Below are 25,404 nucleotides of genomic sequence, written 5' to 3'. Positions count from 1 at the left end.
CCCGGTTTCCCCCCGGTGTCCGGAATGGCTCCGATGACCTCCTCTGGTAGCGAGCGGCTCTTCGTGGGCCGCTACAAGCTGCTGCGATCCATCACCCCCGTGGGGCGGGACGAGACGTATGAGGCACTCGACGTGGAGCGCCAGCAGCGCGTCACGCTGAGGCTGGTCCGCACGAGCGGCGAGGGCCGGGAGTCGCTGGAGCGCCTGGAGCGCGAGCTGCACCGGGCCCGGGACGTGGTGAGCCCTCACGTGCAGCGCATCCTGGAGGTGGGCCGCCATCACGACGAGATGTCCGGAGTGGAGCAGCCCTTCCTCACCACGGAGCTGCTCGAGGGCGAGAGCCTGGAGGAACGGCTGCGCCAGCGCGGTCCCCTGACGCCCCAGGAGGCACTGCCCCTGGCGCGCCAGCTGTGTGAGGGCCTGGCCACGCTGCACGACGCGGGCCTCGTCCATGGGGATCTCCGCGGCGCGCGCATCCTCCTGATGCCGGCGCCCGAGGGGATGCGCGCCGTGCTCGCCGCGCCCGCGTGGGGTTGGGAGTCGGGAAACCCGCCGGCCACCGCCCCCCACCTGGCGCCCGAGCGGCACCAGGGCTCCGCTCCCACGAGCGCCTCGGACCTCTATTCGCTGGGGCTCGTCCTGCTCGAGCTGCTCGCGGGGGCCCTGTCCTCGCCGGAGTCCGAGACGATGGCCCTGCTCGAGCAGCTGCGCCGCGGCTCGGCGTCCCCGGAGGGGCTGGGCCTGCCCCACCGCTGGGAGGTGGTCATCCGCCGCTGCATGGATCCCCTGCCGCGCAAGCGCTTCACCAGCGCCCGCGAGGTGGTCCGCACGCTCGTGCAGCCCAGCGGCGTGCCCCGCCCGCTCGACGAGCCGAGCGTCGCCATCCGCACCGTGCTGCTGTTGGACCTCACCGACAGCACCCGGCTCGTCGAGTCGCTGGGCGATGCCCGCGCCGCCGGACTCTTCGCCCGGCATGATCAACTGGCCCGCGAGCTGATGCACCTGCACGGCGGGCAGGAGATCGACAAGACCGACGGCTTCCTCCTGCTCTTCGAGCGGCCGGTGGACGCCACCCGGTACGCGCTCGCCTACCACGAGCGGCTCGCGCTGCTGGAGCGGGAGCAGGGGGTGCGGCTGCAGGCGCGCGCGGGCATCCACCTGGGCGAGGTGGTGCTGCGCGAGAATCCACCCCACCTGGTGGCCCAGGGCGCCAAGCCCGTGGACGTGGAGGGACTCACCAAGCTGATCGCCGCCCGCATCATGCCGCTGGCGCGGGGGGGGCAGACGTTGCTGACGCGCGCCGCCTTCGACATCGCCCGCCGCGCCGTCGTGGGCACGCACGGGGACGGCCCCGGGCTGGCCTGGCGCGCCCATGGCTTCTACCTGCTGGCCGGGGTGGAGGAGCCGGTGGAGGTATGCGAGGTGGGCGTGGTGGGAAAGGCGCCGCTGATGGCGCCCCTGGACACGCCCAAGGCCCGGCGCATCACCCTCTCGAGTCCCTCGCTGCCCGCCATTCCCACGGTGCCTGCCGCGCCCAGGCGCGAGCGCCGGATACGCCGGGTGCTGCTCGCGCTGAGCGGGCTCCTGCTCGCCGCGCTGGGCGGCTACGCGGCGCGGACAGGGCCGGCCCCGTGGAACCCGGAGGACCCCACTCCCGCCAGCACGGAGGCACCGCAGGTGAAGCAGCGCCGCGCGGTGGCGGTGCTGGGCTTCAAGAACCTCAACGGACGGCCCGACGCCTCGTGGCTGTCCACGGCCTTCTCCGAGATGCTCACCGCCGAGCTCGCCGCGGGAGAGGACCTGCGCCTGGTGTCGGGCGAGACCGTGGTGCGCATGAAGCAGGAGCTGTCCCTGACGGACAGCGAGAGCCTGGCCCCCGACACGCTCGCGCGCATCCGCAAGCATCTGGGCGTGGACCTCGTGGTGCTCGGCTCCTACCTGGCGCTGCCGGAGGAGACGGGGGGCAAGCTCAGCCTCGTCCTCCGGTTGCAGGACGCCTCCAGCGGTGAGGAGGTGGCCATGCTCAGCGAGAAGGGCACGCAGGCGGAGATCCTCGAGCTCGTCGCGCGCATGGGCGACCAGCTCCGCGGGAGACTCGGCCCGCACGGCACGGCGCCGGACCCCGCACGCACCACGGGCGCGCGGCCCGCCAACGCCACCGCGCTGCGCCTCTACGCCGAGGGCCTCGCCCGGCTGCGCGCCTACGAGCCGCTGAAGGCCCGGGACTTCTTCACCCAGGCCATCGCCGCGGACCCCCGCTTCGCCCTGGCCCACTCCGCCCTGGCGGAGACGTGGGCGGTGCTCGGCTACGACACGCGTGCGCTCGAGGCGGCCCGGCGGGCCCTCGCGCTCGCCAAGGACCTGTCCCGCGAGGAGCAGCTGCTGGTGGAGGGCCGCCTCCACGAGATGGAGCGGGACTGGGCCAAGGCGGTGGACAGCTACCGCACCCTCTCCACCCTCTTCCCCGACAACCTCGACCATGGCCTGCGGCTCGCCAGTGCCCAGTCCTCTGGAGGCAAGGGACACGACGCGCTCGACACCCTCACCGCGCTGCGCGCCATGGGCATGCCCGCCTCCGACGACGAGCGCATCGACCTCGCCGAGGCCCAGGTGCGCCACAGCCTCTCCGACCACAAGGGCGTGCTGCCCCTGGCCGAGAGCGCGGTGCAGAAGGGCACCCGGCGGGGCTCGCGCCTGCTGGTGGGCCGGGCCCGGCTGGCGCAATGCAACGCGCTGCTGCGCCTGGGCAACCACCAGGACGCCACCACCGCCTGCCAGCAGGCCCAGCGCATCTTCGTCGACGCCGGGGACCCGGGCTCCGAGGGCCGCACGCTCAACCGCCTGGCCAACGTCGCCTATGAGGAGGGCAACTACGAGGAGGCCAAGCGCGTCTTCGGCGAGGCGCTGCACATCTTCAAGAACATCAACCACCGGGGCGGCGTGGCCCTGGCGCTGCAGAACATCGCCGACACCCTGCTCATGCAGGGCCAGCTGTCGCAGGCCGAGCCGCTTTTCGAGCAGGCGCTGGCCATCGAGCAGGAGATCAACGACCGGCGCAACGAGGGGCTGACGCGCGTCAACCTGGCCCAGCTGCGGCTGATGCGGGGGGACCTGGTGCGGACGCGGAAGTTCGCGGAGGAGGGCGTGGGCCTGGCCCGGGACACGGGCGACCTCTACACCGTGCAGGTGGGGCTGTGGACGCTGGGCAACCTCGCGCTGACGGAGGGCCACCCGGACGAGGCGCGGCGGCACTACGCGGAGGGGCTCGCCATCTCCCGGCAGACCCAGGACGAGCGCTACACCGCCTACCACCTCCAGGGCGACGGGGCGGTGGCGCTGCTGGAGGGGGACCTGGTGCGCGCGCGCGGCCAGTACGAGGAGGCGCTGGCGCTGCGCCGGAAGCTGGGGGGCCGCAGCGAGGTGCCCGAGACGCAGGTGGCGCTCGGGCTGCTGGCGGTGGAGGAGGACAGGCCCGAGGCCGCACTGGAGCCGCTGAACGCGGCGGTGGAGGCGCTGCACGGCCTGGGGCTGCCGGATGGAGAGGCCCAGGCCCACACCACGCTGGCCCTGGTGCACCTGGCGCGGCGTGAGACCGCCCTGGCCCGTGAGGCGAGCGCCCGGGCGCAGGCCCTCGCGGTCCGCAGCCAGCAGCCCCAGACGCGGCTCGGCTCGGCCCTGGTGGCGGCACGGGTGCTCTGCGCCGAGGGACGGCACGGCGAGGCGGTGAAGCGGCTGGAGACGGTGCTCGCCGAGGCGCGGCGCATGGGGCTCGTCCCGCTGGAGTACGAGGCCCGGCTGGCGCTCGCGGAGGCGGAGCGGGACTGGGGCCGGCTCCACCTGGCATGGCAGCGGCTGCGGGTGCTGGAGGAGAACGCCCAGGCCCGAGGACTGACGGGCTTCGTCCGCAAGGCCCAGGCCCTCAGCGCGACCCTCAGCGGGGCGGGCCCCCGCGAGGAAGCACCACGGTGAAGGTGGCGCCCTCCTCCGGCCGGCTGTCCACGCTCACCCGTCCGCCGAGCGCCTCGACGATCTGCCGGCTGATGTAGAGCCCCAGGCCGAGGCCGCCGTAGTGCCGGACGCTCACCGCGCGCTCGAAGCGCCCGAAGAGGCGCGGCAGGGCCTCGGAGGAGATGCCGATGCCCTCGTCGCGCACGGTGAGCCGGGCCTGCTCGCCGTCCTGCTCCACCGTGACGGTGACGGGCCGGCCCTGTCCGTACTTGGCCGCGTTGGTGAGCAGGTTGACGATGACCTGATCCAACCGGAGCGCGTCCCACCACCCCACCACTGGCCCGCGGTTCTGGAACGTCACGGCGCAGCCGGCCTGGGCGAACACCTCGCGCAACCGCTCCAGGGTCTCGCGCACGGCGAGCGTCAGGTCCACCTCGGACAGCTCCAGGCTGATGCGGCCGGTGGCGATGCGGCTCACGTCCAGTAGCGTGGTGACGAGGCTGGAGAGCCGGTCCACCTGGCGGTGCGCCCCTTCCAGCTTGCCGCCGACGCGCTCCTGCGACTCCGGGCCCATGAGCCGCTCGAGCAGCGAGAGCTGCAGCCGCAGCGAGGTGAGGGGCGTCTTCAGCTCGTGGCTGGCGATGGAGAGGAACTCGTCGCGCAGGCGGATGGCCTCCTGCGCCTCGCGGTACAGCCGTGAGTTGTCCACGCTGAGGGCGGCCCGGTGCGCCAGCTCCCCGGCCAGCCCCAGGTCCGCCTCGGAGTAGTGCCGGCCGCTCCCGATATGGAGCAGGGTGAGGCAGCCGAGCACCCGGCCGCGCGCCACCAGCGGCACGCAGAGATACGAGCGGATGCCGAGTTCCTGCAGCAGCGGCAGCACCGCGGGGGCCTGGGCCACGGGGGCGAGCCTCGGGTTGGAGACGTCCGCGACCCACTCCGGCTGGCCCGTGCGCAGCACCTTGCCCGCCCCATGCTCGGCGGACAGGTCGATGGGGTTGCGGCGGATGACCTCCCGTGCCACGTCCAGCCTGGAGGGATCCGCATGAGCCAGCGCTAGGTGCTCCACACGTCCCTCCGCGTTGAGCACGTCCACCGCGCAGCAGTCCGCGAGCTCGGGCACCACCAGCCGCGTGAGGCTCTCCAGCGTGGTGGTGTAGTCGAGCGAGCTGGCCAGCAGCGTGCTGGCCTCGGAGAGGAAGCGCTGCCGCCAGGCCACGGCCTCCAGCTCGCGCCGCGCGTGCACCTGCGCCATCAAATGGGACTCGGCCTCGGCGCGCGCGGCCTGCTCGCGATCGAAGAGCCGGGCCCGGTCGAACGCGAGCGCGCCGTGGTGCGCCAGCGCCATCATCAAACCGCGGTCCTCCTCGCCGAAGACGCGGGAGCCGACGAAGGCGAGCGTGAGGGAGCCCAGGGACATGTCCTTGGCGCGCATGGGCACATAGGCGCTGGCATGGCTGGGGGAGGCCCGCACGTACTCCACCAGGTGCGGGTAGCGCTCCTCATAGTCCGCGAGCGAGCCCAGCCACTCGGGCTCCCCGGAGAGGAAGACCCGGGCGAGGGGGAGCGCCGCGTCGAGCGGGAGCCGCTCGTACTGGCGCATCACCTCGGGGGAGACGCCCGCGCAGGCCACCTGCCGCAGCGCCTTCCCCTCCGGCTCCAGCAGGCCCACCCAGCCAAGCTCCGCGCCCGTCGCCGCCATGGCGCCGCGCAGGAGGACGTCGCCCACCTCCTCGGTGGAGACCGCGGCGGACAGCTTCGCCGTCATCTCCCGCAGCAGCGACAGCCGGGCGGCGCTCTTCTCCCGGGCCTCCTCCGCCTGGCGGCGCGCCGTCACGTCCCGGAGGAACACCACGAGGTGGCCCTCGCGCGGCACCATGCGCGCCTCGAGCCAGGTGCCCTGGGGCGCATAGAAGGCCTCGACGGTGAGGGAGAGCCGCTCGGTCAGGGCCCGTTGGGCGGCCGCGCCCAGGGGCGTCTGCTGGAAGTCGGGGAACACCTCCCCCACCCCGCGGCCGAGCAGCTGCTCGCGGGGGGAGCCGAGCACCTGCTCGGCCACGGCATTGAGGTACGTGAAGCGCCCGTCCGCGTCGAAGACCGTCACCCCGTCGGTGAGCACCTCCAGGAGGGACTCGGGGGGCAGCCCGCCCATCGCGCTGGAATCGGCTGGAGACATGCGCCCCCCGCTCATGTGACGGGCCGTCCGGCGATGAAGTCCTGGAGATCCTCGGGCAGGGGCGACTCGAAGGTCACGGCCGCCCCGGTGCCCGGGTGGGGGAAGGAGATGCGCGCGGCGTGCAGGGCGTGGCGAGGCAGGCGCAGGCGCTCCCAGGCCTCGGGCTCCAGGCAGTGCTTGCTGAACCGGTCGAAGTAGCCGGGATCCGGGCCGTACATCTTGTCGCCCACCAGGGGAAAGCCGGCCTCGCGCAGGTGGATGCGGATTTGATGCTGGCGCCCCGTCTCCGGGTAGCAGCGCAGCAGGGCGAAGGGCTCGCCGCCGCGGGAGAAGCGCTGGAGCACCTCGAAGCGGGTGCGGCTCTCCTTGCCTTGCACGGCGTCGATGCGCACGGCGATGCGGATGAGCTCGGTGCCCTCGGCGATGGGCGCGTCCACGAGGAAGGTGTCCTCGGGCGGGTGGCCCTCGCACACCGCGAGGTACTCCTTGTGGACGTCGCGGGAGACGAAGAGGCGGCCGAGCACGCGGCAGGACTCGGTGGTGCGCCCGCAGACGACGAGGCCGCTCGTCTCGCGGTCCAGGCGGTGGGCGGGCTCGGCGAAGGCCTCTCCGAAGCGCTCGCGCAGCAGGGAGACGAGCGTGCCCTTGTGATAGCGGGCCGTGGGGTGGATGGGGAGCCCGGCGGGCTTGTCGAGCACGAGCAGCCAGTCGTCCTGGAAGACGGTGGGCAGCGCGGTGGGCGTCTCCGGCTCCGCGCTGACGGGCCGGCGGATGCGGAAGGAGAGGCCCGGGTAGACGGGGGTGGAGGGCTTGAGCCGGCGTCCTTCGCACAGGACGCCCCGCTGGATGATGCCGTGGAGACGCTCGCGCGTCAGGCGGCGGAGCTTCTCGGAAAGGTAGCGGTCCAGCCGCCAGCCGGCGTAGTTCGGCTCGACGACGAACGGGATGTCGACGTAGCCCTCGGGGGCTTCGCCAGACGGGCGGGGCATGTCCTCTCGCTGCTCTCTCATGCGGCGGTGCGGGCTTAACACAACGGGCTGGCCGCTTCCTCCCCGGGTCCGTCTCTGTTCACTGGGAGCGCTCACATGCCCACTCTCCGCGCGGCGGCGGGCGGGGCTTCGGACAGGCCCCCTTGCCGAGCGAGGGGTGGACGTGGAATCACCCGGCCCCACCCCACCGGGAACGGAGACGCGAAGCACATGAGGGACCCGACCGCCACGCCCCACTCGCCGCCACACGGCTCCGAGGAGGAGTTGCGCATGCTCCTGGCCTCACTGCCGGAGAGGGCCGCCGTGCGCGGGATGCTCTTCAACGCCGTGCTGGAGGTAGCGCGGCAGCGGGGAGGCGAGGCCGCGGTCCAGCGGTGCCTGGCGGCGCTCGGCGAGAAGAAGTTCCTGGACTTCTTCAGCTACCCGTCCGGCAAGTACCTCGAGCTGCTCTACACCACGGCCCGGTTGGGTGGCGGGGACACGGAGGACTTCGAGACGGTGCTGCGCCACATGGGACAGCAGGCGGCGGTGAACTTCCTGGTGTCGGCGGCGGGCAGGACGCTGCTGGTGCTGGTGCAGGGAGATCCGCACCGGCTGCTCAACAGCCTGCCCTGGGCCATCCAGGTGGGGGTGAGTGGCGTGGAGGTCGCCGTGAGGCTGACGGGGCCCTGGAGCGGCGTGCTCACCGTCAAGCGCGACTTCAGCCCCCGCCCGTACGTCGAGGGCGGCTTCCTGGCGACGTTCGAGACCGCGCGGGTGAAGGGCGCCCGGGTACGCTCGTGGCGGGCGGGGCCTGGCACCAACGAGTACGAGCTCTCCTGGGACTAGGACGCGCGCTCAGCCGCAGGAGTCGGCCACGATGGCCAGCAGCTGCTCCAGCTCGAAGGGCTTGTGCAGCAGCCCCTGGGCGCCCGGAGGCACGTCGCGCCCGCTGGCCGTGCAGAGGATGACCTTCACCGTGTCGTAGAGCGGGTTCTCCCGCAGCAGTTGGAGGAATTGCGCCCCATCCATCACGGGCATCATCCAGTCCAGCAGGACGAGGCAGGGCTGGCCCATCGTGCCCAGCAGCTCCAACGCCATCTGGCCATGGAAGGCGAGGACGACCGTGTAGCCCGCGTCGTCGAGGATATCGCGAAGGGCCTCGCGGATGTCCGGGTCGTCGTCGACCACCAGGATGGGAGCGGGAGTGGAGGGGAGGGGCTGGGTCATGGGAGCAGCCAGGAGAACGGGTCAGGAGCTGGGAGTCGATGGCCGCCGGGGCAGGCGTACGGTGAAGGTGGTTCCCTCCGCGAGGGTGGAGCGTACGCCGATGCCGCCCCCCTGGCCGAGAACGATCTGCCGGGTGATGACGAGGCCAGATGCAGGCGCTCCCTCACCTGCCCGGCCCATCGCTGCATGAGCGCTTCCCTCCGGGCTTCCAGCAGGTCCACGCGTCTCGCTACCCCCAAGGCCGTCGTCATCTCCCGTCCGCTCGTAGGAAGAAGGTGCGTCCGGTCATCCGGAAGTGTCCGGGCGCGGCCGGGCTCCCGAGCAACGCGGCGAGTGACCCGGCTCGGGCGCGGGCGCCCCCCTGGCCGCCTGCCCTCCTGGGCCGGCCCGATGGCCCCCGCCCGGAAGGCGGGCCTGCTAACCTCACGCGCCTCCCATGGAAGACACCGTCGCCTCCGACCCACGTGTCGGCACCGTCCTGCAGGAGCGTTACCGGATTCTCGAGCGGCTCGCCGCCGGAGGTATGGGCGTGGTGTACCGGGGTGAGCGCCTGGAGCTGGGCCGGGCGGTGGCCATCAAGTTCCTGCATCCCTGGATGGCGGCGGACGCGGGCTTCCAGCGGCGGTTCCACATCGAGGCGCAGGCGATGAGCCGGCTGTCACACCCGTGCTGCGTCTCGGTCATCGACTTCGGCGTGGAGGGCAACGCGCCCTTCATGGTGATGGACTTCGTCACGGGGCAGACGCTGCGCGCGCTGGTGCGTGAAGGCGGGCCGCTGCCGGTGAAGCGGGCGCTGGGCATCGTGCGCCAGGTGCTCGCGGGGCTGGCCCACGCGCATGCCCAGGGCATCGTCCACCGCGACATCAAGCCGGACAACATCATCCTGACGGAAGCCATCGGGCTGGGGGACCAGGTCCGAATCCTGGACTTCGGCCTGGCGCGGCTTCGCGACACGGTGACGGGCCTGACCACGGGCCTGGCGGTGGGCACCCCCGGCTACATGGCCCCGGAGCAGATCCGCGCCGGGGCGATCGACGCGCGGACGGACCTCTACTCCGTGGGCGTGCTGCTCTTCGAGCTGCTCACCGGAGCCCGGCCCTTCGAGGGGGACGGAGCCGCCGAGGTGCTGCGCAAGCACCAGGAGGCCGCACCGCCGGCGCTGAGCAGCCTCCGCTCCGGCGCGGGCTTTTCCCAGGAGTTGGAGGGAGTCGTCCGCAAGGCCCTGGCGAAGCAGCCAGGAGACCGCTTCCAATCGGCGGCGGACTTCGCCACCGCGCTGGACACCCTGCCGGACCTGAGCACCTCCGCCGCGCGCCCCACGGTGCCAGGAGTGCACGTGGGTGTATCCTCCGCGCAGGAGGCCGCCACCCTCCCCCACCATCCCCAGGACGCCGAGACGCAGTTGGAACGGAAGGCGTCTCCGGCGGTGCCTGGCTCACGGGAGTTGGTGCCACCCCGGGACACGAGGCCGATGCTGGCGGTGGGTGCCGCGGGCGTGTTGCTGCTGGGCGTTGGCGCCGCGCTGCTCTGGCCGGCGGAGCAGCAGACGGTGCCCGCCACGGCCCCGCCTGCGTCCGCGGCGAAGAGCCCCTTCCCACCGAAACAGCCGCCCGCGAAACAGCCGCCCGCGCTCGCCGGGAGGACGGAGGCTCCCGTCGAGGAGCGGACCGCCGCGCGGGAGGAGTTGCCGGACATCGAGCAGATCGAACGCTGGGCGCGGGAGGGGGAGAGGCGGAGGGATCAGACCCTGCGCGCGCTCGCCCGGCTGCGCACGCAGTATCCGGCGAACGGCTATGCCCCGTATCTGGAGGGGCACGTCAACTTCGACAACCTGCGCTGGGTGGATGGACTGGCGTCGTACGGCGCGGCCCTTCGCAACGAGCCCGCCTACCGCACGGACGAAAAGCTCATCCGCAACGTCATCCGCTGTCTGGTGAGCGATCGCTTCCACACGAAGTGCGCGGAGTTCCTCGTGCGCGAGGTGGGAGCCCCCGCGGCCCCCTTCCTGGAGGAAGCGGCGAGCACGGACGCCTACGACAACGTGCGCACCCGTGCGGCCAGGCTCCTGCAGAGAGTGAACGCGCGGCGCTGAGGGCCGCGAGGCATGGCCTCCGCGAATACCCGCTCAATCCGGCGGAGTTGGGCTTGCCCCGGTTACGAGGACAGGCAGGCCGCTCACTCCGGGAACGTCACGCCCAACAGGGTGGCCGTCCGCACTCCGGCCTCGTCCCAGAGCTTGAGCACATGGCTGCCGCTGCGCACCTCGGAGAGCGGCAGCTCCATCTCCACCACGATATGGCCCCATTTGCCTGGAGGAATGGGCTCGGGCGCCCACAGTGCCATTGTCCACCGTCCGCCCGGGCCCACCAGTTCCGCGTTCGCGGCCCGCCATGGCTGGAGACCGTGGTTCGCCAGTTCCAGCTCCACCGCCAGCCGAACCACCTCTTCCCCTGGATTTCCGTTCGTAGCGCTGTAGCTCGTCACACCCACCGAACGGAAGGCTTCTCCGCGGCGCAGGGGGAGACCCTCCTCGAAGCGCCTGGCGCGAATGCCATGCCAGTCCAGCTGATGCGAGACGATCGGACCGCTGAGGCCGGACGGCCTGCCGCACTCCGCGCGCTCCCGCGCCAGCTGCGTCTTGCACTGCTGGGCCTCCACCTGGACCGCCTCGAACTCCTGCTTGTAGGAGTCAGCGGATCGAGGAAGGCGGAACACCTCGACCTGGTGCTCGGCCTGGGGGTGCACCACCAGCAGAAAGCCCACGCTCGCCGGAACCTCTCCATCCGCGAAGCGCACGGTCAGCCGCAGCCGCGTCCCCATGGACAACTCGCCCAGGGGCAGGAGCGTGAGCAGGTGGCCATCCTCGGACAGCGAGACCTGCCGGAAGCGCTCACGCTGCTCCAGGAAGACTCCCTCGCGCTGGACGGGCGTGTCGAAGACGAAAAGGGTTCCAACGCCCGGACTGATGCGGACCTGGCGTGATTCGCTGGCGGTGTCCGCCGTCACCGTGAAGCGTGGGCCGCCCGTCATCTCCTCCGTGAAGGGCCGCGCCAGGGCCTGAGCGCTCGCGGCGACGAGCAACAGCAGAGCGGTGGGGGGCAAGGCTCGCATGGGGGCCTCTCCCTATTTGAAGCGAGCCACCGTCAACACCTTCATGACGGACGTGATTTGAGCGGTGTCCGTCCCGCTGTCGGGATTCCGCATCGGCACACCGCGCTTACCGTCCCGCCCATAATCGTAGAGTTCCATGCAGACAGGGTACGTGTACGGGTTGTTGTCATCGCGCGAGCGAGCCTCGGTGAATCGGCCATACACGCGCCCCTCTCCGAACAAGAGCTGGCCGGTGGCAACGATGCCACGGTCCTGCGTTCCCCAGTCGGTGCCCACCGTGAGCGTGGCGCTCTGGCCGTTGTGCACGGTGATGTATTGGGCGCCTTCCAGCCCGTTCAAGGCGGCGGTCTCACTCGCCCCAACCCGCAGCCCCAGCGCCTTCATGCCCTCGATGGCCCCGGGCGGGCATTCCGCCGGAGGAGGCACGTACGAAGGCGGGAGCCGCACCTGGGGGGCGGGGCTGGCGCAGGCGAGCTGCCCGGCGACCAGGGCCAGGGTGCACGCCTTGCCCGCCGCCCCCACCTTCATGCCCTGCGAATCCCGCTGCTTCTTCTGAGAGGAATTGACCTGCTTCGGAGTCTTCACGCGTGTGCTGTCCTTCCGGGGCGTCGCAGTGGCGACGGGTGCAGGGGTTGCCGCCTTCGCAGGCGCTGCACCCTCTCCACTCTCCGGCGACTTGCTCGCGGGCGCCAATTTTCTGACCTTGGAAGTGGTGGCCTCGGAGGTCACTGCCGAAGTAGTGGCCCCAACCCCGGACGCATCGGTGGATGCATGGCGCGCCACGGCCATGGCCAGCCCCACCAGAAGACACAACCCCAGGACGCAGCCCCAGAAGCGCGCACGGCGAAGCGGGCACTGGGTTCGCGGCGGCGTGGAACCCGGCTTCGCCTCCGCCCCGTCATCACTCACTCCGGGCGGAGCTTCCTCCGGTGAACGAGGGAACGTGGAGGCCTCCGCCAGGGGCACGGGCCGGCCGCGCCGGGGGCGGAGCCGCGCATGGAGCTTCAGCCGCCGCGCCTTGTCCAGCCAGTCCCCCAGGTCGAGTCGCTCTTGCTGGACGGTGGTGTCATCGTCCGGGCCCCACACCTCGCACAGCGGCACGTCCCAGGTGCCGTCCGCCTCCGCCTGCACCGCCTCCAGCGCCTCGCCCAGCGCCGCCGCATCGGGGTAGCGCGCCTCGAGCGGCTTCTCCAGCATGCGCAGACACAGCTCGCTCAGCGCCCGGGGCACGCGCGGGTTGCGCAGGTGCGGCGGCTCGGGCGCCTCCTTCAGGATGACCTCGGCCAGGGCGCCCTCGTCCGCGGCGGGCCCCGGGGTGTCGAAGGGGTAGCTGCCCGTGAGCAGCCAGTAGAGGACGACGCCCAACGCCCACAGGTCATCCGAGGCGCGCGCCGGGGAGTGCTCGCCCGCCCGCTCACGGCGGAAGCGCAGCGCCTCGGGGCTGCGGTAATGGCGGGTGCCCGGCAGCCCCATCGGGTTGGTGATCTCGGGAGCACCCACGTACGTGCCCACGCCGAAGTCCACCAGCACGGGCCGCCCATCCTTCCTGCGGACCAGCACGTTGGCGCCCTTGATGTCGCGGTGCACCACGCCCGCCCGGTGCACCTCCACCAGTTGCCGCGCCACCTCCAGCACCATGAGCGCCACGTCCCGCGCCGTGGGATTGCTCGCCTTCGCCCACTCATACAGGGGGCGCCCGCGCACGTACGGCATGACGAGGAAGACGAAGCGGGGACGGGAGACCGGCCACACGCCGCAGCCCAGCACCTTCACCGAGCCCACGCGCCGCAGCCGCAGCCGCACCTCAAGCTCACGCCAGGCCCAGTCGTCCGACGCGAGGGAGAGCAGCTTGACGGCATACAGCCGGCCGCCACGCCGGGCGCGGAAGACGGTGCCCTGGCCGCCCTCGCCCAGCCGCGCCTCCAGCCGGAAGCCGCCCACCGAATCTCCCACTCGCGGTGGCGTCGCGGCGTCCCCGTCTTCCCTCGGGAACGTCCTCCACAACCGGCCCACCCGCCGCGGCTCAGCCGAATAACCCTCCATTGCCTGCCCCATGCGCATGACCTCCGCAGTGGGGCAGCATAACATGACCCCTGACACCCTGCGGGCGCATGTGGAGCGGAACGCGCAACGGGGACTCCGACAGGCTCCTCAAACGGGGTGGTGCTCGGCCTCCGGAGCGGAGGAAACGATCCGGTTGGCGCCCGTGCGGCGCGACGCCTTGCCCACGCCGAGGAACTCCTCGTACAGACGGGCGATGCGCTCGCCGGTGCGGCCGTCCCACAGCTCCGGGACACGGCCCTTCTTCTCGTGACCATCGAGGATGCGATCCGCGGCCTGCCGGATGCGGACCGGATCGGTGCCCACCACGAGGTTGGTGCCGATGTCCACGGTGATGGGGCGCTCGGTGTTCTCGCGCACGGTGAGGCAGGGAATGCCGAGCACGGTGGTCTCCTCCTGGAGGCCGCCGGAGTCGGTGAAGACGAGCCGGGCCTGGGAGGTGAGCGCGAGGAACTCCAGGTAGCCCATGGGGTCCACCAGGCGCAGGCCCGGGGTGCGCTCCAGCGAGGCGCCCAGCCCCAGCTCCGCGATGCGCCTGCGGGTGCGCGGGTGGACGGGGAAGACCACGGGCAGCCGGCTGGCCACGTGGCCCAGCGCCGAGAGCAGCCCGGTGAGCACCTGGGCGTCGTCCACGTTGGAGGCCCGGTGCAGGGTGCACACGGCGTAGCCGCGCGCGACGAGTCCCATGTCCTGGAGCGTGGACAGCCGCAGGGCCTTCTCCCGGGCCGCCAGCAGCGAGTCGATCATCACGTTGCCCACCAGCCGGATGCGCTCGGGCTCCAGACCCTCGCGAATCAAGTTGGCGTCCGCGTCGGCCGAGGGCGTCAGCAGCAGGTGGGAGATGCGGTCGGTGAGGACGCGGTTGATCTCCTCGGGCATGGCGGGATCGAAGCTGCGCAGCCCCGCCTCCACGTGGGCGATGGGGATGCCCATCTTCACCGCCACGAGCGCGGCGGCCAGGGTGCTGTTGACGTCGCCCACCACGGAGACGATGCCGGGCTTCTCGCTGGCGAACACCTTCTCCAGCTCGAGCATGACCTTGGCCGTCTGCTCCGCGTGGCTGCCCGAGCCGATGCCGAGGTGGATGTCCGGAGCGGGCATGCCCAGGTCGGTGAAGAAGACGTCACTCATCTTCACGTCGTAGTGCTGCCCGGTGTGCACCAGCTTCTGTTCGAGTGCGCCGCGCTCGGAGATGGCCCGATGGATGGGGGCCACCTTCATGAAGTTGGGACGAGCGCCGACGATATGGAGGACCTTCTTCATGGTGGCGGGAAGGTAGGCACGGGCCCCCGGCTGCCTAGTGGGCCCCTCCCGCCGGTGCCTTGCAGCGTCGAGGATCTGATAGAGAGCGCGCCACCATGTCCTCGCCCCGCACGTTCGCCGTCATCCCCGCCCGCTACGCCAGCACGCGCTTTCCCGGCAAGCCGCTGGCCCTCATCGCCGGCCGGCCGATGATCGAGCACGTGTGGCGGCGCTGCCAGGAGGCGCGCGCCTTCGACGAGGTGGTGGTGGCCACCGACGACGCCCGCATCCAGCGGACGGTGGAGGGCTTCGGCGGCACGGTGGTGATGACCTCGCCCGAGTGCGCCACGGGGACGGACCGGGTGGCGCAGGTGGCGCGGGCGCACCTGGACGTGGACGTCTGGGTGAACGTGCAGGGCGACGAGCCGCTGGTGGACCCGGTTTCACTTCGGGTGCTGGCGGGCCTCTTCGTGCACCCGGAGGTGGAGATGGGGACGCTGGCGCGCCCGCTGGAGGCGGCCGAGGCGGACAACCCGAACGTGGTGAAGGCGGTGCTGGCGCTCAACGGGGACGCGCTCTACTTCAGCCGGAGCACGGTGCCCTTCATCCGCGAGCCGGGCGAGGCGGGGGCGGTGCAGCGCTGGGCGCACCTGGGGCTGTACGGCTACCGGCGCGACACGCTGCTGCGGCTGGCGGAGCTGAGCGCCACCCCGCTGGAGCAGGCGGAGAAGTTGGAGCAGCTACGAGCGCTGGAGCACGGCATCCGAATCCGCTGCGGGAAGGTGACGGGGCGCTCGGTGGCGGTGGACGTGCCCGAGGACGTGGCCCGGGTGGAGGCGGCGATGCGGGGCGCCTGAGCCTGGCCCCCTGCCTTCCAGGGAAGCATGCGGCGGGGCACGTCCCGCGTTAGTCTGCGCGCGTGTCCGACGCCTCCCAGAAACCCGACGCCTCCAAGAAGCCCAAGATCTCCCGCGTGACGGTGAGCCGCATCCTGAGCCTCGCCCGCCCCCAGGCGCGCAGGATCATGGGCGGCATCGTCTTCCTGCTGATCGCCAGCGGCCTGATGATGGTGTACCCGAGAGCCATCGGCGACATCATCGACCAGGTGCTCAAGTCGGGAGACCGCTCGCGGATCGACCGCATCGCGCTGATCATGGCGGCCGTCTCCGTGGCGCAGGGCGTGGCGATGGCGGTGCGCTACTACCTCTTCACCACCGCGGGCGAGCGCGTGGTGACGAGGCTGCGGCAGCAGCTCTTCTCCAGCCTCATGGCCCAGGAGGTGGGCTTCTTCGACGAGCGCAGGACGGGTGAGCTCACCAACCGGCTGGCCTCGGACACCGCGGTGCTGCAGAACGCCGTGAGCGTGAACATCTCCATGGGCCTGCGCAACGCGGCGCAGGCGCTGGGCGGCATCGCGCTGCTGCTCTACACCTCGCCGGTGCTCACCGGGCTGATGCTGGCCATCGTGCCGGCGGTGGCGGTGGGGGCCGTGACGTACGGCCGCAGGGTGCGCGGGCTCTCCAAGAAGACGCAGGACGCGCTGGCGGCCGCCAACACGGTGGCCGAGGAGAGCCTGTCCGGCATCCGCACCGTGCGCTCCTTCGCCGCCGAGCGGCACGAGGTGGAGCGCTACCGCTCCGCCACCGAGCGGGCCTATGACATCACGCGCCACCGGGTGATGCAGTCCTCCATCTTCATGACCGTGGCCTCCTCCGCCAGCATGAGCGCCGTGGCGGTGGTGCTCTGGTACGGCGGCCGGCTGGTGCTGGACGGCCGCATGACGGCGGGCGACCTCGCGTCCTTCCTGATGTACTCGATGATGGTGGCCTTCGCGCTGGGCGCCCTGACGGACCTGTGGGCGGACTTCATGCGCGCCGCCGGTGCCGCCGAGCGCGTCTTCGAGCTCATCGACCGCAAGCCCGCCATCCCCTCCGAGGGCGGCGAGCGCCTGGCGTCGGTGCAGGGCCGCGTCGAGTTCCAGCAGGTGCGCTTCGCCTACCCCACGCGTCCGGACGTGCCGGTGCTGCAGGGCATCGACCTGAAGCTGGACGCGGGCGAGGTGGTGGCCATCGTTGGCCCCTCGGGCGCGGGCAAGTCCACCATCGCCGGGCTGCTGGCGCGCATGTACGATCCGCAGGGCGGGAGCGTGGTGCTGGACGGCAGGCCGCTGGGCGCGTTGGACCCCGAGTGGCTGCGGCAACAGATTGGCACGGTGGCGCAGGAGCCGATGCTCTTCGCCACCTCCATCTCGGACAACATCCGCTATGGCCGCATGGACGCCACCGACGCCGAGGTGGAGGCCGCCGCGCGCGCCGCCAACGCGCACGAGTTCATCTCCCGCTTCCCCGAGGGCTACCACACGCTGGTGGGTGAGCGCGGCGTGCAGCTGTCCGGAGGCCAGAAGCAGCGCATCGCCATCGCCCGGGCGGTGCTCAAGAACCCGCGCCTGCTGGTGCTGGACGAGGCCACCAGCGCGCTGGACGCGGAGAGCGAGCACCTGGTGCAGGAGGCCCTGGACCGGCTGATGAAGGGCCGCTCCACCATCATCATCGCCCACCGCCTGTCCACGGTGATTGGCGCGGACCGCGTGCTGGTGCTGGAGGGCGGCAAGGTGGTGCAGAGCGGCAACCACGCCGCGCTCATGGGCCAGGACGGCCTCTATCGCCGGCTGGTGGAGCGTCAGTTCGTGGCGGCCTAGCTCAGGCCTCCTGACGGGCACCCGCCCTCCTGCCTGCCCTGCTTCCAGGCACGAAACACCTCCCAGGCGGAGTGGCGCGGCGAAAAACCCGCCATTACATAAGCCGCCGCAGAAAGGAGGTGATGCCTTGACCGACAGCAACAGTCAGGCGTCCACCTCCGCTCGTATGGCGCGCTGAAGAAGCCACCCTACGGCGGAAGTGTTGACGCCAGCAGTTCGGGCCCGCCCGTTTCGCGCACCCCTCCACGCTTGGGGCCGCGAGACGGGCGGTCCTTTTTTTGCCGGGTCCTCGGGAATGCGCGTGCGACAACCCTGTTGCAGGTGCGAGGGGGGGAAGGCCCGTTCATCCGCCGGAGGCCCTGACCTTGTCCATCACACCATGCCCGAGTCCCCTGCCGTCCGCTCTGCGTGACGAGACGGCGGTAGAGGTCCAGCGCAACCTGTTCTGCTTCAACTACGACGCCTGTCTTCATCTCGCGGTGAAACGCGGCTGGGACGGGTGGTCCTGCCGCCACTGCCCCCTGCGCGAGCAACGCGATTGTGAACCCCGGGCCCGCGACTACGCCGAATCCCGGCCGCGGACCCAGGGCCAGGAGTGAAATGCACCCCTTGCCGGACTTCCGGGACCAGGCGAGCGTCCGGGGGCGTCGACAGAATCATTGACGCCCCCGGGGTCTCTTGGCAGGAAGGGTCATGCGCTCCAAGAAGACCAAGTTCATCTTCGTGACCGGCGGGGTCGTGAGTTCGCTGGGCAAGGGGCTCGCCTCTGCTTCCATTGGCGCCCTGCTCGAGAACCGTGGGCTCGACATCACGCTGCTCAAGCTCGACCCGTACATCAACATCGATCCGGGCACGATGAGCCCGTTCCAGCATGGTGAGGTCTTCGTCACCGACGACGGTGGCGAGACCGACATGGACCTGGGCCATTACGAGCGCTTCACCAACGCGCGGATGTCCCGGCTCAACAACTTCACCTCCGGGCGCATCTACCACGCCGTCATCCAGAAGGAGCGGCGGGGCGAGTACCTGGGCAAGACGGTCCAGGTGATTCCCCACATCACCGATGAGATCAAGTCCTGCATCCGCCAGGCGGCGCAGGGCATGGACGCGGTCATCGTCGAGGTGGGCGGCACCGTGGGCGACATCGAGTCGCTGCCCTTCCTCGAGGCCATCCGCCAGATGCGCTACGACGTGGGCGGCGGCAACACCGTCTACATGCACCTCACGCTGCTGCCCTACATCGGCGCCGCTGGCGAGGTGAAGACCAAGCCCACGCAGCACTCGGTGATGAAGCTGCGGGAGATCGGCATCCAGCCCGACTTCCTCATCTGCCGCACCGACCGGGAAATCTCCCGCGAGATGAAGGACAAGATTGCCATGTTCTGCAACGTGGACCCGGGCAACGTGTTCACCTCGCCGGACGTGAAGAGCATCTACGAGCTGCCGCTGGAGCTGCACCGCCAGGGCATCGACGAGCGGCTGGCCGAGACGCTCAACATCTGGACGCGTGCCGCCCGGCTCGAGCGCTGGGAGGACATCATCCGCAAGGTGTACTCGCCGGGCCGCGGCGAGGTGAAGGTGGGCATCGTCGGCAAGTACGTGGACCTCAAGGAGAGCTACAAGAGCCTCAACGAGTCCCTGCTCCACGGCGGCATCGCCAACGACGTGAAGGTGGACCTGCAGTTCGTGGACTCGCAGGACGTGGAGGAGAAGGGCGCCGAGGCGCTGCTGGGCGGGGTGGACGCCATCCTGGTGCCCGGCGGCTTCGGGGTGCGCGGCACCGAGGGGAAGATCGCGGCGGTGCGCTACGCCCGGGAGAAGCGGGTGCCCTTCTTCGGCATCTGCCTGGGCCTGCAGATGGCGGTGGTGGAGTTCAGCCGCAACGTGCTGGGCCTGGCCGAGTCCAACTCCCTGGAGTTCAACGAGCACACCCCGCACCCGGTGGTGACGCTCATGGAGAGCCAGGTGAAGGTGCAGGACAAGGGTGGTACCATGCGCCTGGGCAGCTACGCGTGCGCGCTCAAGCCCGGCTCGCTCGCGCACAAGCTGTATGGGGAGGACGTCATCCAGGAGCGCCACCGCCACCGGTACGAGGTGAACAACGCCTACCGCGGCCGGCTCCAGGAGGCGGGCCTCGTGGTGTCCGGCCACAACCCCGAGCTCAACCTCGTGGAGATGATCGAGCTGCCGGACCACCCCCACTTCGTCGGCTGCCAGTTCCACCCCGAGTTCAAGAGCAAGCCCTTCGCGCCCCACCCGCTCTTCTCCGGCTTCATCCGCGCGGCCCTCGCGCAGCGTGACGCGGGAAGGACGCAGGCATGAGCCCGCGCATCAACCTGTGCGGCCATGAGGTCGGCCCCGGCCAGAAGCTCTTCGTCATCGCCGGCCCGGACAGCATCGAGTCCGAGGAGATGGCGCTGCGCCACGCCAGGCTCCTCAAGGAGCTGACGGGCCGGCTGGGCGTGCCCTACGCCTTCAAGTGCTCCTACGACAAGGCCAACCGCACCAGCGGCAAGTCCTTCCGGGGCCCCGGGCTGAAGGAAGGCCTGCGCATCCTCGCGCGCATCAAGCGCGAGGTGGGCGTGCCCGTCCTCACCGACGTCCACGAGACGAGCCACGTGGGCCCGGCCGCCGAGGTGGTGGACATCATCCAGATTCCCGCCTTCCTCTGCCGCCAGACGGACCTGGTGGAGGCGGTGGCGCGCACCGGCAAGGGCGTCAACCTGAAGAAGGGCCAGTTCGTGGCCCCCAAGGACATCGTCCACTCGGCGCGCAAGGCCGTGGAGGCGGGCAACCCCAACGTGCTCGTCACCGAGCGCGGCGCCACCTTCGGCTACAACAACCTGGTGGTGGACATGCGCGGCTTCGCCCAGATGCGCGAGGCCGGGCTCGTCGTGTGCTTCGACGCCACCCACTCCGTGCAGCTGCCCTCCTCCGGTGATGGCCAGACGGGCGGTGAGCGCAAATTTGTGTCCCTGCTGGCCCGCTCCGCCGCGGCCGCCGGAATAGACGCGCTTTTCACGGAAGTACATGAAGACCCGGACCGTGCCCTGTGTGACGGTCCGTGCTCGCTCAACCCCCAGATGTTCGAGGACGTGCTACGTCAAGTGCTGGCCATTCGGCGCGCATTGGGTCACGAACCTGCGTAAAGAGCGGATTCGCGGTAGGTAGTGTGAACGAAGTCGTGGGGAGGAAGTCCAAGGGACGCGACATGACGGAGCTGCCGCCCAAACCGAGCAGGGACGAGCTGACGGAGCGCGCGGCACGCGTGCGTCTGCTCGCCTTCGACGTGGACGGCGTCCTCACGGATGGTGGCCTGTTCTACGGCGATGGCGGCGAGGTGATGAAGCGCTTCGACGTCAAGGACGGCCATGGTCTGGTGATGGCGAGGCTGGCGGGGTTGCGCACCGCCATCCTCACCGCGCGCTCCTCCTCCATCGTGGAAGTGCGCGGCCGGGAGCTGGGCCTGGCCGCGGTGCTCCAGGGCCGCAAGAACAAGGCGGCCGGTTTCCGGGAGCTGCTGTCCCAGCTCGAGGTGTCCCCCGAGGAGTGCGCGTACATGGGGGATGACCTCAACGACCTGGGCCCTCTGGGCATGGCGGGCCTCTCGGCCTGCCCGGCGGACGCCGCCGCCGAGGTTCGTCAGTCGGTGCATTACGTCGCGCGGTGCCGGGGAGGTCACGGGGCCGCGCGCGAGCTGGTCGAGTTGTGCTTGCGGGCATCGGGACGGTGGGAGGCCACCGTTCAACACATGAGGGACCCTGATGCCCTACAAGCTGTCAAGTTGTGAAATCGAAGAATTTTCGCTTCCCGCTTAGGTGTCTTATCCTATGAAGGCCGGAAGCCAGCAGTGCAGAGTGAGGGGAGTTCGATGACGGATCAGCTCTACACGACCCACGACATCAGCCGGTTGCTCCAGGTGGACCCGTCCACGGTGAGCAAGTGGATCGACCGCGGCATCCTCATGGCGTTCCGGACGCCGGGCGGTCACCGGCGCGTGCGCTCGGCGGACCTTCGCACCTTCCTCATCACCCACCAGATGCCGGTGCCCGAGGAGCTGGGCAGCAGCACCGTGCGCCTGCTGGTGGTGGATGACGAGCGGCAGGTGCTCGACGCCATCAAGCGTGCCTTCAAGCCCTACGCGAACCAGGTGGAGCTGCAGACGACCACCAGCGGCGTCGAGGCGCTGCTGCTGGTGAGCGAGCAGAAGCCGCACGGCATGCTCATCGACCTGAACATGCCGGACATCGACGGCATCGAGGTGTGCCGCCGCATCCGCGCCCGCAAGCAGATGGAGGGCGTGCGGCTCATCACCATGACGTCCGCCCACTCGCCCGAGGTGGTGGAGAGCTCCAAGCAGGCCGGCGCCGTGGCGTGCCTGCCCAAGCCGCTGGACGTGCAGCAGGTGCTGGACTTGTTCCGCGTCCCGCTGGCGCTCGGTGGCACCACCACCGCCGTCAAGCGCTAGTCCGCGCCAACGCCCCGAGCGGCGAAGCGTCTCCCGGGGGCCCATTGCAGGGTCCCCGTCGAGTGCGCATCGCCGCCCGTGTGTCCTGCGTGGCCTTGCACTGGACGGGACGAGCCGCTTCCCAGAGGCCCGTCCCGCCCGGTGCCGCTACCCCTTCCCCCCTCAGCCGTTGACCTTCACCTCGACCACGCGGGGCCGCGACTCCTCGCGCCGCGGCAGCGTCAGGGTGAGCACGCCACTCTCGTAGCGAGCCTCCACCCGGGACGCGTCCACGGTGCGCGGCAGCACGAAGGAGCGGGTGTACACGCCGAAGCTGCGCTCCAGGCGCCGCGCGCTGTCCTTCTCCGAGCGCTCCACCGGCTTGCGCTCGGACTTGAGGGTGAGGGTGTCGTTCTCCACCTTCACCTCGATGGCCTTCGGGTCATGCCCCGGCAGGTCCACCTGGAGGGTGATGCCCTCGGCCGTCTCGAAGATGTCCGCGGGCGGGACGAGCTCGCGGGCAGGGCCCTGGCGCACGCTCAGCTCGCGGAAGAGCTGGTCGAACTCCTTGGCCATGAGGGGGCCCAGCGCCACGGCACCATTGCTCATCTCGAACGGGTTCCAACGGTTCAGCATGGACGTCTCCTGTTCGCGCCGCACTCCAGACGGAGCAGCGGCGCGTGGTTGAGTTGAAAGAGATGGGTTGTCTGTTGGCGCCGGACCCGCTGTCTTCAGGGCCCGGCGTCGCTCACAGCTTCAAGAGAACCATGCTTCGGGACGTGTCAAGGCGACGCGCCGCGGCCCCCTTCCGGCCGGCTCAGTCGTCCTCGCGCCCGAGGAAGACGGACACGTCCTCGTCCTCCCGGGAGACGTGCACCACCCACGGCCGGCAGCACACCGGGCAGTCTTCCACGTACGTCTCCGACGAGGGGCCACCCGGGTCCACCGTCACCTCCACCTCCTCACCGCAGTAGGGGCAGAGCAGCAGCGCGTCGTCCGCGAAGGGTTGCATCAGGGGCCTCCTGCCGGGCCGGAGAGCAGCCGGGCGAGCAGGGGCCGGGCACAGGGGCCGCCCTCGCGCCAACCGGCGACCTGGGGGCGCAGGCCGCCCACGTCCACGCCTTCACAGGCCGGGGGCAGGGACTCGAGCCGCTCCAGGGCGCGGGAGAAGAGTGTCCACGCACCCCGGGCATTGCCCGCGTCGCGCTTGAGCCAGCCCGCCGCCACGAGGATGAGGCCCTGCAGCAGCAGCCTGCGGGGGCCGCGCTCGTGCTGCCAGGCCTCTTCCCAGGCCTCGTGTGCCTCGAAGAAGCGCCCGGCGTTGAAGAGCGCCACCCCTTCCGCCAGGCAGGTATCGAATCCACGTGGCATCGAACGCGACTCCAGGCTCCTTCCTCCGTAGACTGGAGGCCATGGCCGCACCTCGCAACCGTATCGGAGAGATTCTCGTCAAGGCCCGCGTCATCGACGAGATGCAACTGCGCAGCGCGCTCGCCCAGCACGACCAATGGGGCGGGCGCCTGTCGCGCATCATCGCCGACATGGGCATCGCCAAGGAGGACACCCTCACCGAGGCCATTGCCCAGGGCCTGGGCATGCAGCGCGTCCAGCTGGGCACCGCCAAGGACGTGGGAGCCCTCGCCAAGCTGGACGTCGGTCTCGCCGAGCAGAAGGGCGTCTTCCCCGTATCCCTGCGCGACAACGGCAAGACGCTCGTGCTCGCCATGGCGGACCCCACGGACCTGCAGACCATCGACCAGGTGGCCGCGCGCAGCCGCACGCGCGTCGTCCCCGTGGTGGCCGGCGACCGGGAGATCCAGAACGCCATCCTGCGCCACTACCGCAACCAGGACCCGGCCGTCACCCACTCGTCCCACTCGGCCCCGAGCAGGAGCAGCTCCGCCTCGTCCTCGTCCTCCTCCGGCGACGAGGATGAGTTCAAGGTCGTCGACATGAGCGGCAAGACGGTGGTGAAGGCCATCGCCGACATCGCGCCGAACATGGCCCGGGAGAACGCCCGTCAGGCCGCGGCTCCCGCTCCTTCGCGGCCCGGTGGCACGTCGAGCGCCACGGACATGCTCGACGAGATCCTCAGCGCCTCGCCCTCCCCCGCCGAGGTCTTCTCCCCCGAGGAGATGCAGCGGCTGCAGGCGGTGCAGGCCAACCAGGAGAAGAGCTCCAAGATTCTGCGCGCCCTGCTCGAGCTGCTGCTGGAGAAGGGCATGGTCCAGCAGCGGGAGCTGGCGGCGCGCATGCGCCCCTCCTGAGGCGCCCTACCCCAGCACCTCCTGGAGCTCGCGGCCCGTGAGTCCCAGGAGGTAGAGGATGGTGTCCAGACCGCCGGCGGAGATGGAGGTATCGGCCGCCTGGCGCAGCTTGGGCTTGGCGCGGAAGGCGATGCCCAGACCCGCGCGCTCCAGCATCAACAGGTCATTGGCGCCATCGCCCACGGCGATGACCTGGTCGAGGAGGATGCCCTCCTGCTGGGCGATGCTCTCGAGCAGCTCGGCCTTGCGGCGCGCGTTGACGATGGGCCCCAGCGTGCGGCCGGTGAGCTTGCCGTCCACCTCCTCCAGCACGTTGGAGTGGGCCTGGTCGATGCCCAACCGGGCCTTGAGCGCCTCGGCGGCCACGGAGAAGCCCCCGCTGAGGATGGCGGTGCGGTAGCCCAGCCGCTTGAGCACGCGGATGAGCGTCTCCGCGCCCTCGGTGAGCGGGAGGTTGGCGGCGATGCCGTGCAGCACCTTCGCGTCCAACCCCTTCAACAGCGCCACGCGCTGGCGCAGGGACTCGTCGTAGTCCATCTCCCCGTGCATCGCGCGCTCGGTGATGCGCGACACCTGCTCGCCCACGCCGTAGGCCCGCGCCAGCTCGTCGATGACTTCGATGCGGATGAGCGTGGAGTCCATGTCCATCACCACCAGCCGCTTGCTGCGCCGGTAGAGGCTCTCGCGCTGCAGCGCCACGTCGAAGGCGCTGGTGGACATGGACAGCTCCAGCAGCGAGCGCTTGAGCTCCTCGGGCTCCCGCTCCGGCGGCAGGGCGATGTGGATCTCCACGGAGCCGAGCTCCGCCTCGGACAGGCGGTTGACGCGCTCGAGGTTGGCCGAGTGCCGGGCGAGCCGCTCGGTGACGGCGTGCAGCTCACGCGCCCCCAGGGAGCGGCCCACCACGGTGACGACATGGCGGCTGGGGCCGGGAGCGGCCGGGGCCTTCGGCGCGGCCACCGGCTGGAAGTCCAGCGACACGCCCAGCTCCCGGGCCACGAAGAGCAGCTCCTTGAGCACGTCGCGCGTCCCGGGCAGGCGCACCAGCAGGCACAGGGTGAGCTGTCCCTGCACCACCACCTGCTCGATGTCGAGCAGCGCCGCGCCCACCTCGGCGAGGATGCCCGTCAGACGGGCGGTGATGCCGGGATGGTCCTTCCCGGTGACGGTGATGAGCACGGAGTCCTGCGGGTTCGCACTGTCGCTCATGGTGCGGCGAGTCTGACAGCCCGGCCCGTCCGCCGCGAGCACTCGTCACA

Annotated in this window: 21 protein-coding genes; 11 read left to right on the top strand and 10 right to left on the bottom strand. The window is 70.9% G+C overall.

The window, feature by feature from the left end; translation table 11 throughout:
* Nucleotides 1-33: 33 nt before the first annotated feature.
* Nucleotides 34-3,969 carry a tetratricopeptide repeat protein gene (locus tag NR798_RS08045; protein WP_375770842.1) on the top strand — a complete coding sequence of 1,312 codons (3,936 nt, stop codon included), beginning with the start codon at nt 34-36 and terminating at the stop codon, nt 3,967-3,969.
* Here the strand turns inward: NR798_RS08045 and NR798_RS08040 are convergent.
* Nucleotides 3,932-6,121, bottom strand: a complete 2,190-nt coding sequence (locus tag NR798_RS08040) for an ATP-binding protein (protein WP_375770841.1) — start codon at nt 6,119-6,121, stop codon at nt 3,932-3,934. The genes NR798_RS08045 and NR798_RS08040 overlap by 38 nt on opposite strands.
* 11 nt (nt 6,122-6,132) lie before the next feature.
* Nucleotides 6,133-7,110, bottom strand: a complete 978-nt coding sequence (locus tag NR798_RS08035) for an RluA family pseudouridine synthase (RefSeq protein WP_375770840.1) — start codon at nt 7,108-7,110, stop codon at nt 6,133-6,135.
* Nucleotides 7,111-7,320: 210 nt separating this feature from the next.
* On the opposite strand from NR798_RS08035, the gene NR798_RS08030 reads away from it, so the two are divergent.
* Nucleotides 7,321-7,938, top strand: coding sequence for a DUF2378 family protein (locus NR798_RS08030; protein ID WP_375770839.1), 618 nt, complete (start codon nt 7,321-7,323; stop codon nt 7,936-7,938).
* Nucleotides 7,939-7,947: 9 nt separating this feature from the next.
* On the opposite strand, the gene NR798_RS08025 is transcribed toward NR798_RS08030, so the two are convergent.
* Complete coding sequence (locus tag NR798_RS08025; RefSeq protein WP_375770838.1) at nt 7,948-8,319, bottom strand: response regulator; 372 nt, start codon at nt 8,317-8,319, stop codon at nt 7,948-7,950.
* Nucleotides 8,320-8,755: 436 nt separating this feature from the next.
* Between NR798_RS08025 and NR798_RS08020 the strand changes: the two genes are divergently transcribed.
* Nucleotides 8,756-10,411 (top strand): serine/threonine-protein kinase, encoded by a 1,656-nt coding sequence (locus tag NR798_RS08020; RefSeq protein ID WP_375770837.1) that lies wholly within the window; start codon nt 8,756-8,758, stop codon nt 10,409-10,411.
* An 83-nt stretch (nt 10,412-10,494) separates the two neighbouring features.
* Here NR798_RS08020 and NR798_RS08015 read toward each other — a convergent pair whose 3' ends face one another.
* From NR798_RS08015 to wecB, 3 genes are all read right to left on the bottom strand, one after another.
* The gene (locus NR798_RS08015) at nt 10,495-11,430 is read right to left on the bottom strand and encodes a DUF2381 family protein (protein WP_375770836.1); all 936 of its coding nucleotides are present in this window, start codon (nt 11,428-11,430) and stop codon (nt 10,495-10,497) included.
* A gap of 12 nt (nt 11,431-11,442) precedes the next feature.
* Nucleotides 11,443-13,371 carry a serine/threonine-protein kinase gene (locus NR798_RS08010; RefSeq protein ID WP_375770835.1) on the bottom strand — a complete coding sequence of 643 codons (1,929 nt, stop codon included), beginning with the start codon at nt 13,369-13,371 and terminating at the stop codon, nt 11,443-11,445.
* Nucleotides 13,372-13,581: 210 nt separating this feature from the next.
* Nucleotides 13,582-14,754, bottom strand: a complete 1,173-nt coding sequence (gene wecB, locus NR798_RS08005; RefSeq protein ID WP_375770834.1) for a non-hydrolyzing UDP-N-acetylglucosamine 2-epimerase — start codon at nt 14,752-14,754, stop codon at nt 13,582-13,584.
* A 95-nt stretch (nt 14,755-14,849) separates the two neighbouring features.
* Between wecB and kdsB the strand changes: the two genes are divergently transcribed.
* The 7 genes from kdsB (at nt 14,850) to NR798_RS07970 (ending at nt 21,899) form a co-directional block, all read left to right on the top strand.
* Entirely contained in the window at nt 14,850-15,590 is a 741-nt protein-coding gene (kdsB, locus tag NR798_RS08000; protein ID WP_375770833.1) for a 3-deoxy-manno-octulosonate cytidylyltransferase, read from the top strand.
* 62 nt (nt 15,591-15,652) lie between these two features.
* The gene (locus NR798_RS07995) at nt 15,653-17,431 is read left to right on the top strand and encodes an ABC transporter ATP-binding protein (protein WP_375770832.1); all 1,779 of its coding nucleotides are present in this window, start codon (nt 15,653-15,655) and stop codon (nt 17,429-17,431) included.
* A 365-nt stretch (nt 17,432-17,796) separates the two neighbouring features.
* Nucleotides 17,797-18,030, top strand: coding sequence for a hypothetical protein (locus tag NR798_RS07990; protein ID WP_047855429.1), 234 nt, complete (start codon nt 17,797-17,799; stop codon nt 18,028-18,030).
* A gap of 94 nt (nt 18,031-18,124) precedes the next feature.
* Nucleotides 18,125-19,753, top strand: coding sequence for a CTP synthase (locus NR798_RS07985; RefSeq protein WP_375770831.1), 1,629 nt, complete (start codon nt 18,125-18,127; stop codon nt 19,751-19,753).
* Nucleotides 19,750-20,580, top strand: coding sequence for a 3-deoxy-8-phosphooctulonate synthase (gene kdsA, locus NR798_RS07980; protein WP_375770830.1), 831 nt, complete (start codon nt 19,750-19,752; stop codon nt 20,578-20,580). Before NR798_RS07985 ends, kdsA begins: the two co-directional genes overlap by 4 nt.
* Before the next feature lie 62 nt (nt 20,581-20,642).
* Nucleotides 20,643-21,221, top strand: coding sequence for a KdsC family phosphatase (locus NR798_RS07975; protein ID WP_375773737.1), 579 nt, complete (start codon nt 20,643-20,645; stop codon nt 21,219-21,221).
* A gap of 81 nt (nt 21,222-21,302) precedes the next feature.
* Entirely contained in the window at nt 21,303-21,899 is a 597-nt protein-coding gene (locus NR798_RS07970) for a response regulator (protein ID WP_047855425.1), read from the top strand.
* A 162-nt stretch (nt 21,900-22,061) separates the two neighbouring features.
* Here the strand turns inward: NR798_RS07970 and NR798_RS07965 are convergent, their stop codons facing one another.
* The 3 genes from NR798_RS07965 to NR798_RS07955 form a co-directional block, all read right to left on the bottom strand.
* Complete coding sequence (locus NR798_RS07965) at nt 22,062-22,514, bottom strand: Hsp20/alpha crystallin family protein (RefSeq protein ID WP_375770829.1); 453 nt, start codon at nt 22,512-22,514, stop codon at nt 22,062-22,064.
* Between the two features lie 181 nt (nt 22,515-22,695).
* Nucleotides 22,696-22,890, bottom strand: a complete 195-nt coding sequence (locus NR798_RS07960) for a CPXCG motif-containing cysteine-rich protein (RefSeq protein ID WP_375770828.1) — start codon at nt 22,888-22,890, stop codon at nt 22,696-22,698.
* Nucleotides 22,890-23,249: a DUF309 domain-containing protein gene (locus NR798_RS07955; RefSeq protein ID WP_375770827.1), complete on the bottom strand. Its 360-nt coding sequence runs from the start codon at nt 23,247-23,249 to the stop codon at nt 22,890-22,892. The genes NR798_RS07960 and NR798_RS07955 overlap by 1 nt, the downstream gene beginning before the upstream one ends.
* 41 nt (nt 23,250-23,290) lie before the next feature.
* Between NR798_RS07955 and NR798_RS07950 the strand changes: the two genes are divergently transcribed.
* The gene (locus tag NR798_RS07950) at nt 23,291-24,145 is read left to right on the top strand and encodes a hypothetical protein (RefSeq protein WP_375770826.1); all 855 of its coding nucleotides are present in this window, start codon (nt 23,291-23,293) and stop codon (nt 24,143-24,145) included.
* A gap of 6 nt (nt 24,146-24,151) precedes the next feature.
* On the opposite strand, the gene serB is transcribed toward NR798_RS07950, so the two are convergent.
* Entirely contained in the window at nt 24,152-25,354 is a 1,203-nt protein-coding gene (serB, locus tag NR798_RS07945) for a phosphoserine phosphatase SerB (RefSeq protein ID WP_375770825.1), read from the bottom strand.
* Nucleotides 25,355-25,404: the final 50 nt, after the last annotated feature.

Origin of the sequence: Archangium gephyra (assembly GCF_042230915.1) — a bacterium.
GTDB classification, from domain to species: domain Bacteria; phylum Myxococcota; class Myxococcia; order Myxococcales; family Myxococcaceae; genus Archangium; species Archangium gephyra_B.
This window is presented reverse-complemented; position numbering and strand designations above follow the sequence as displayed.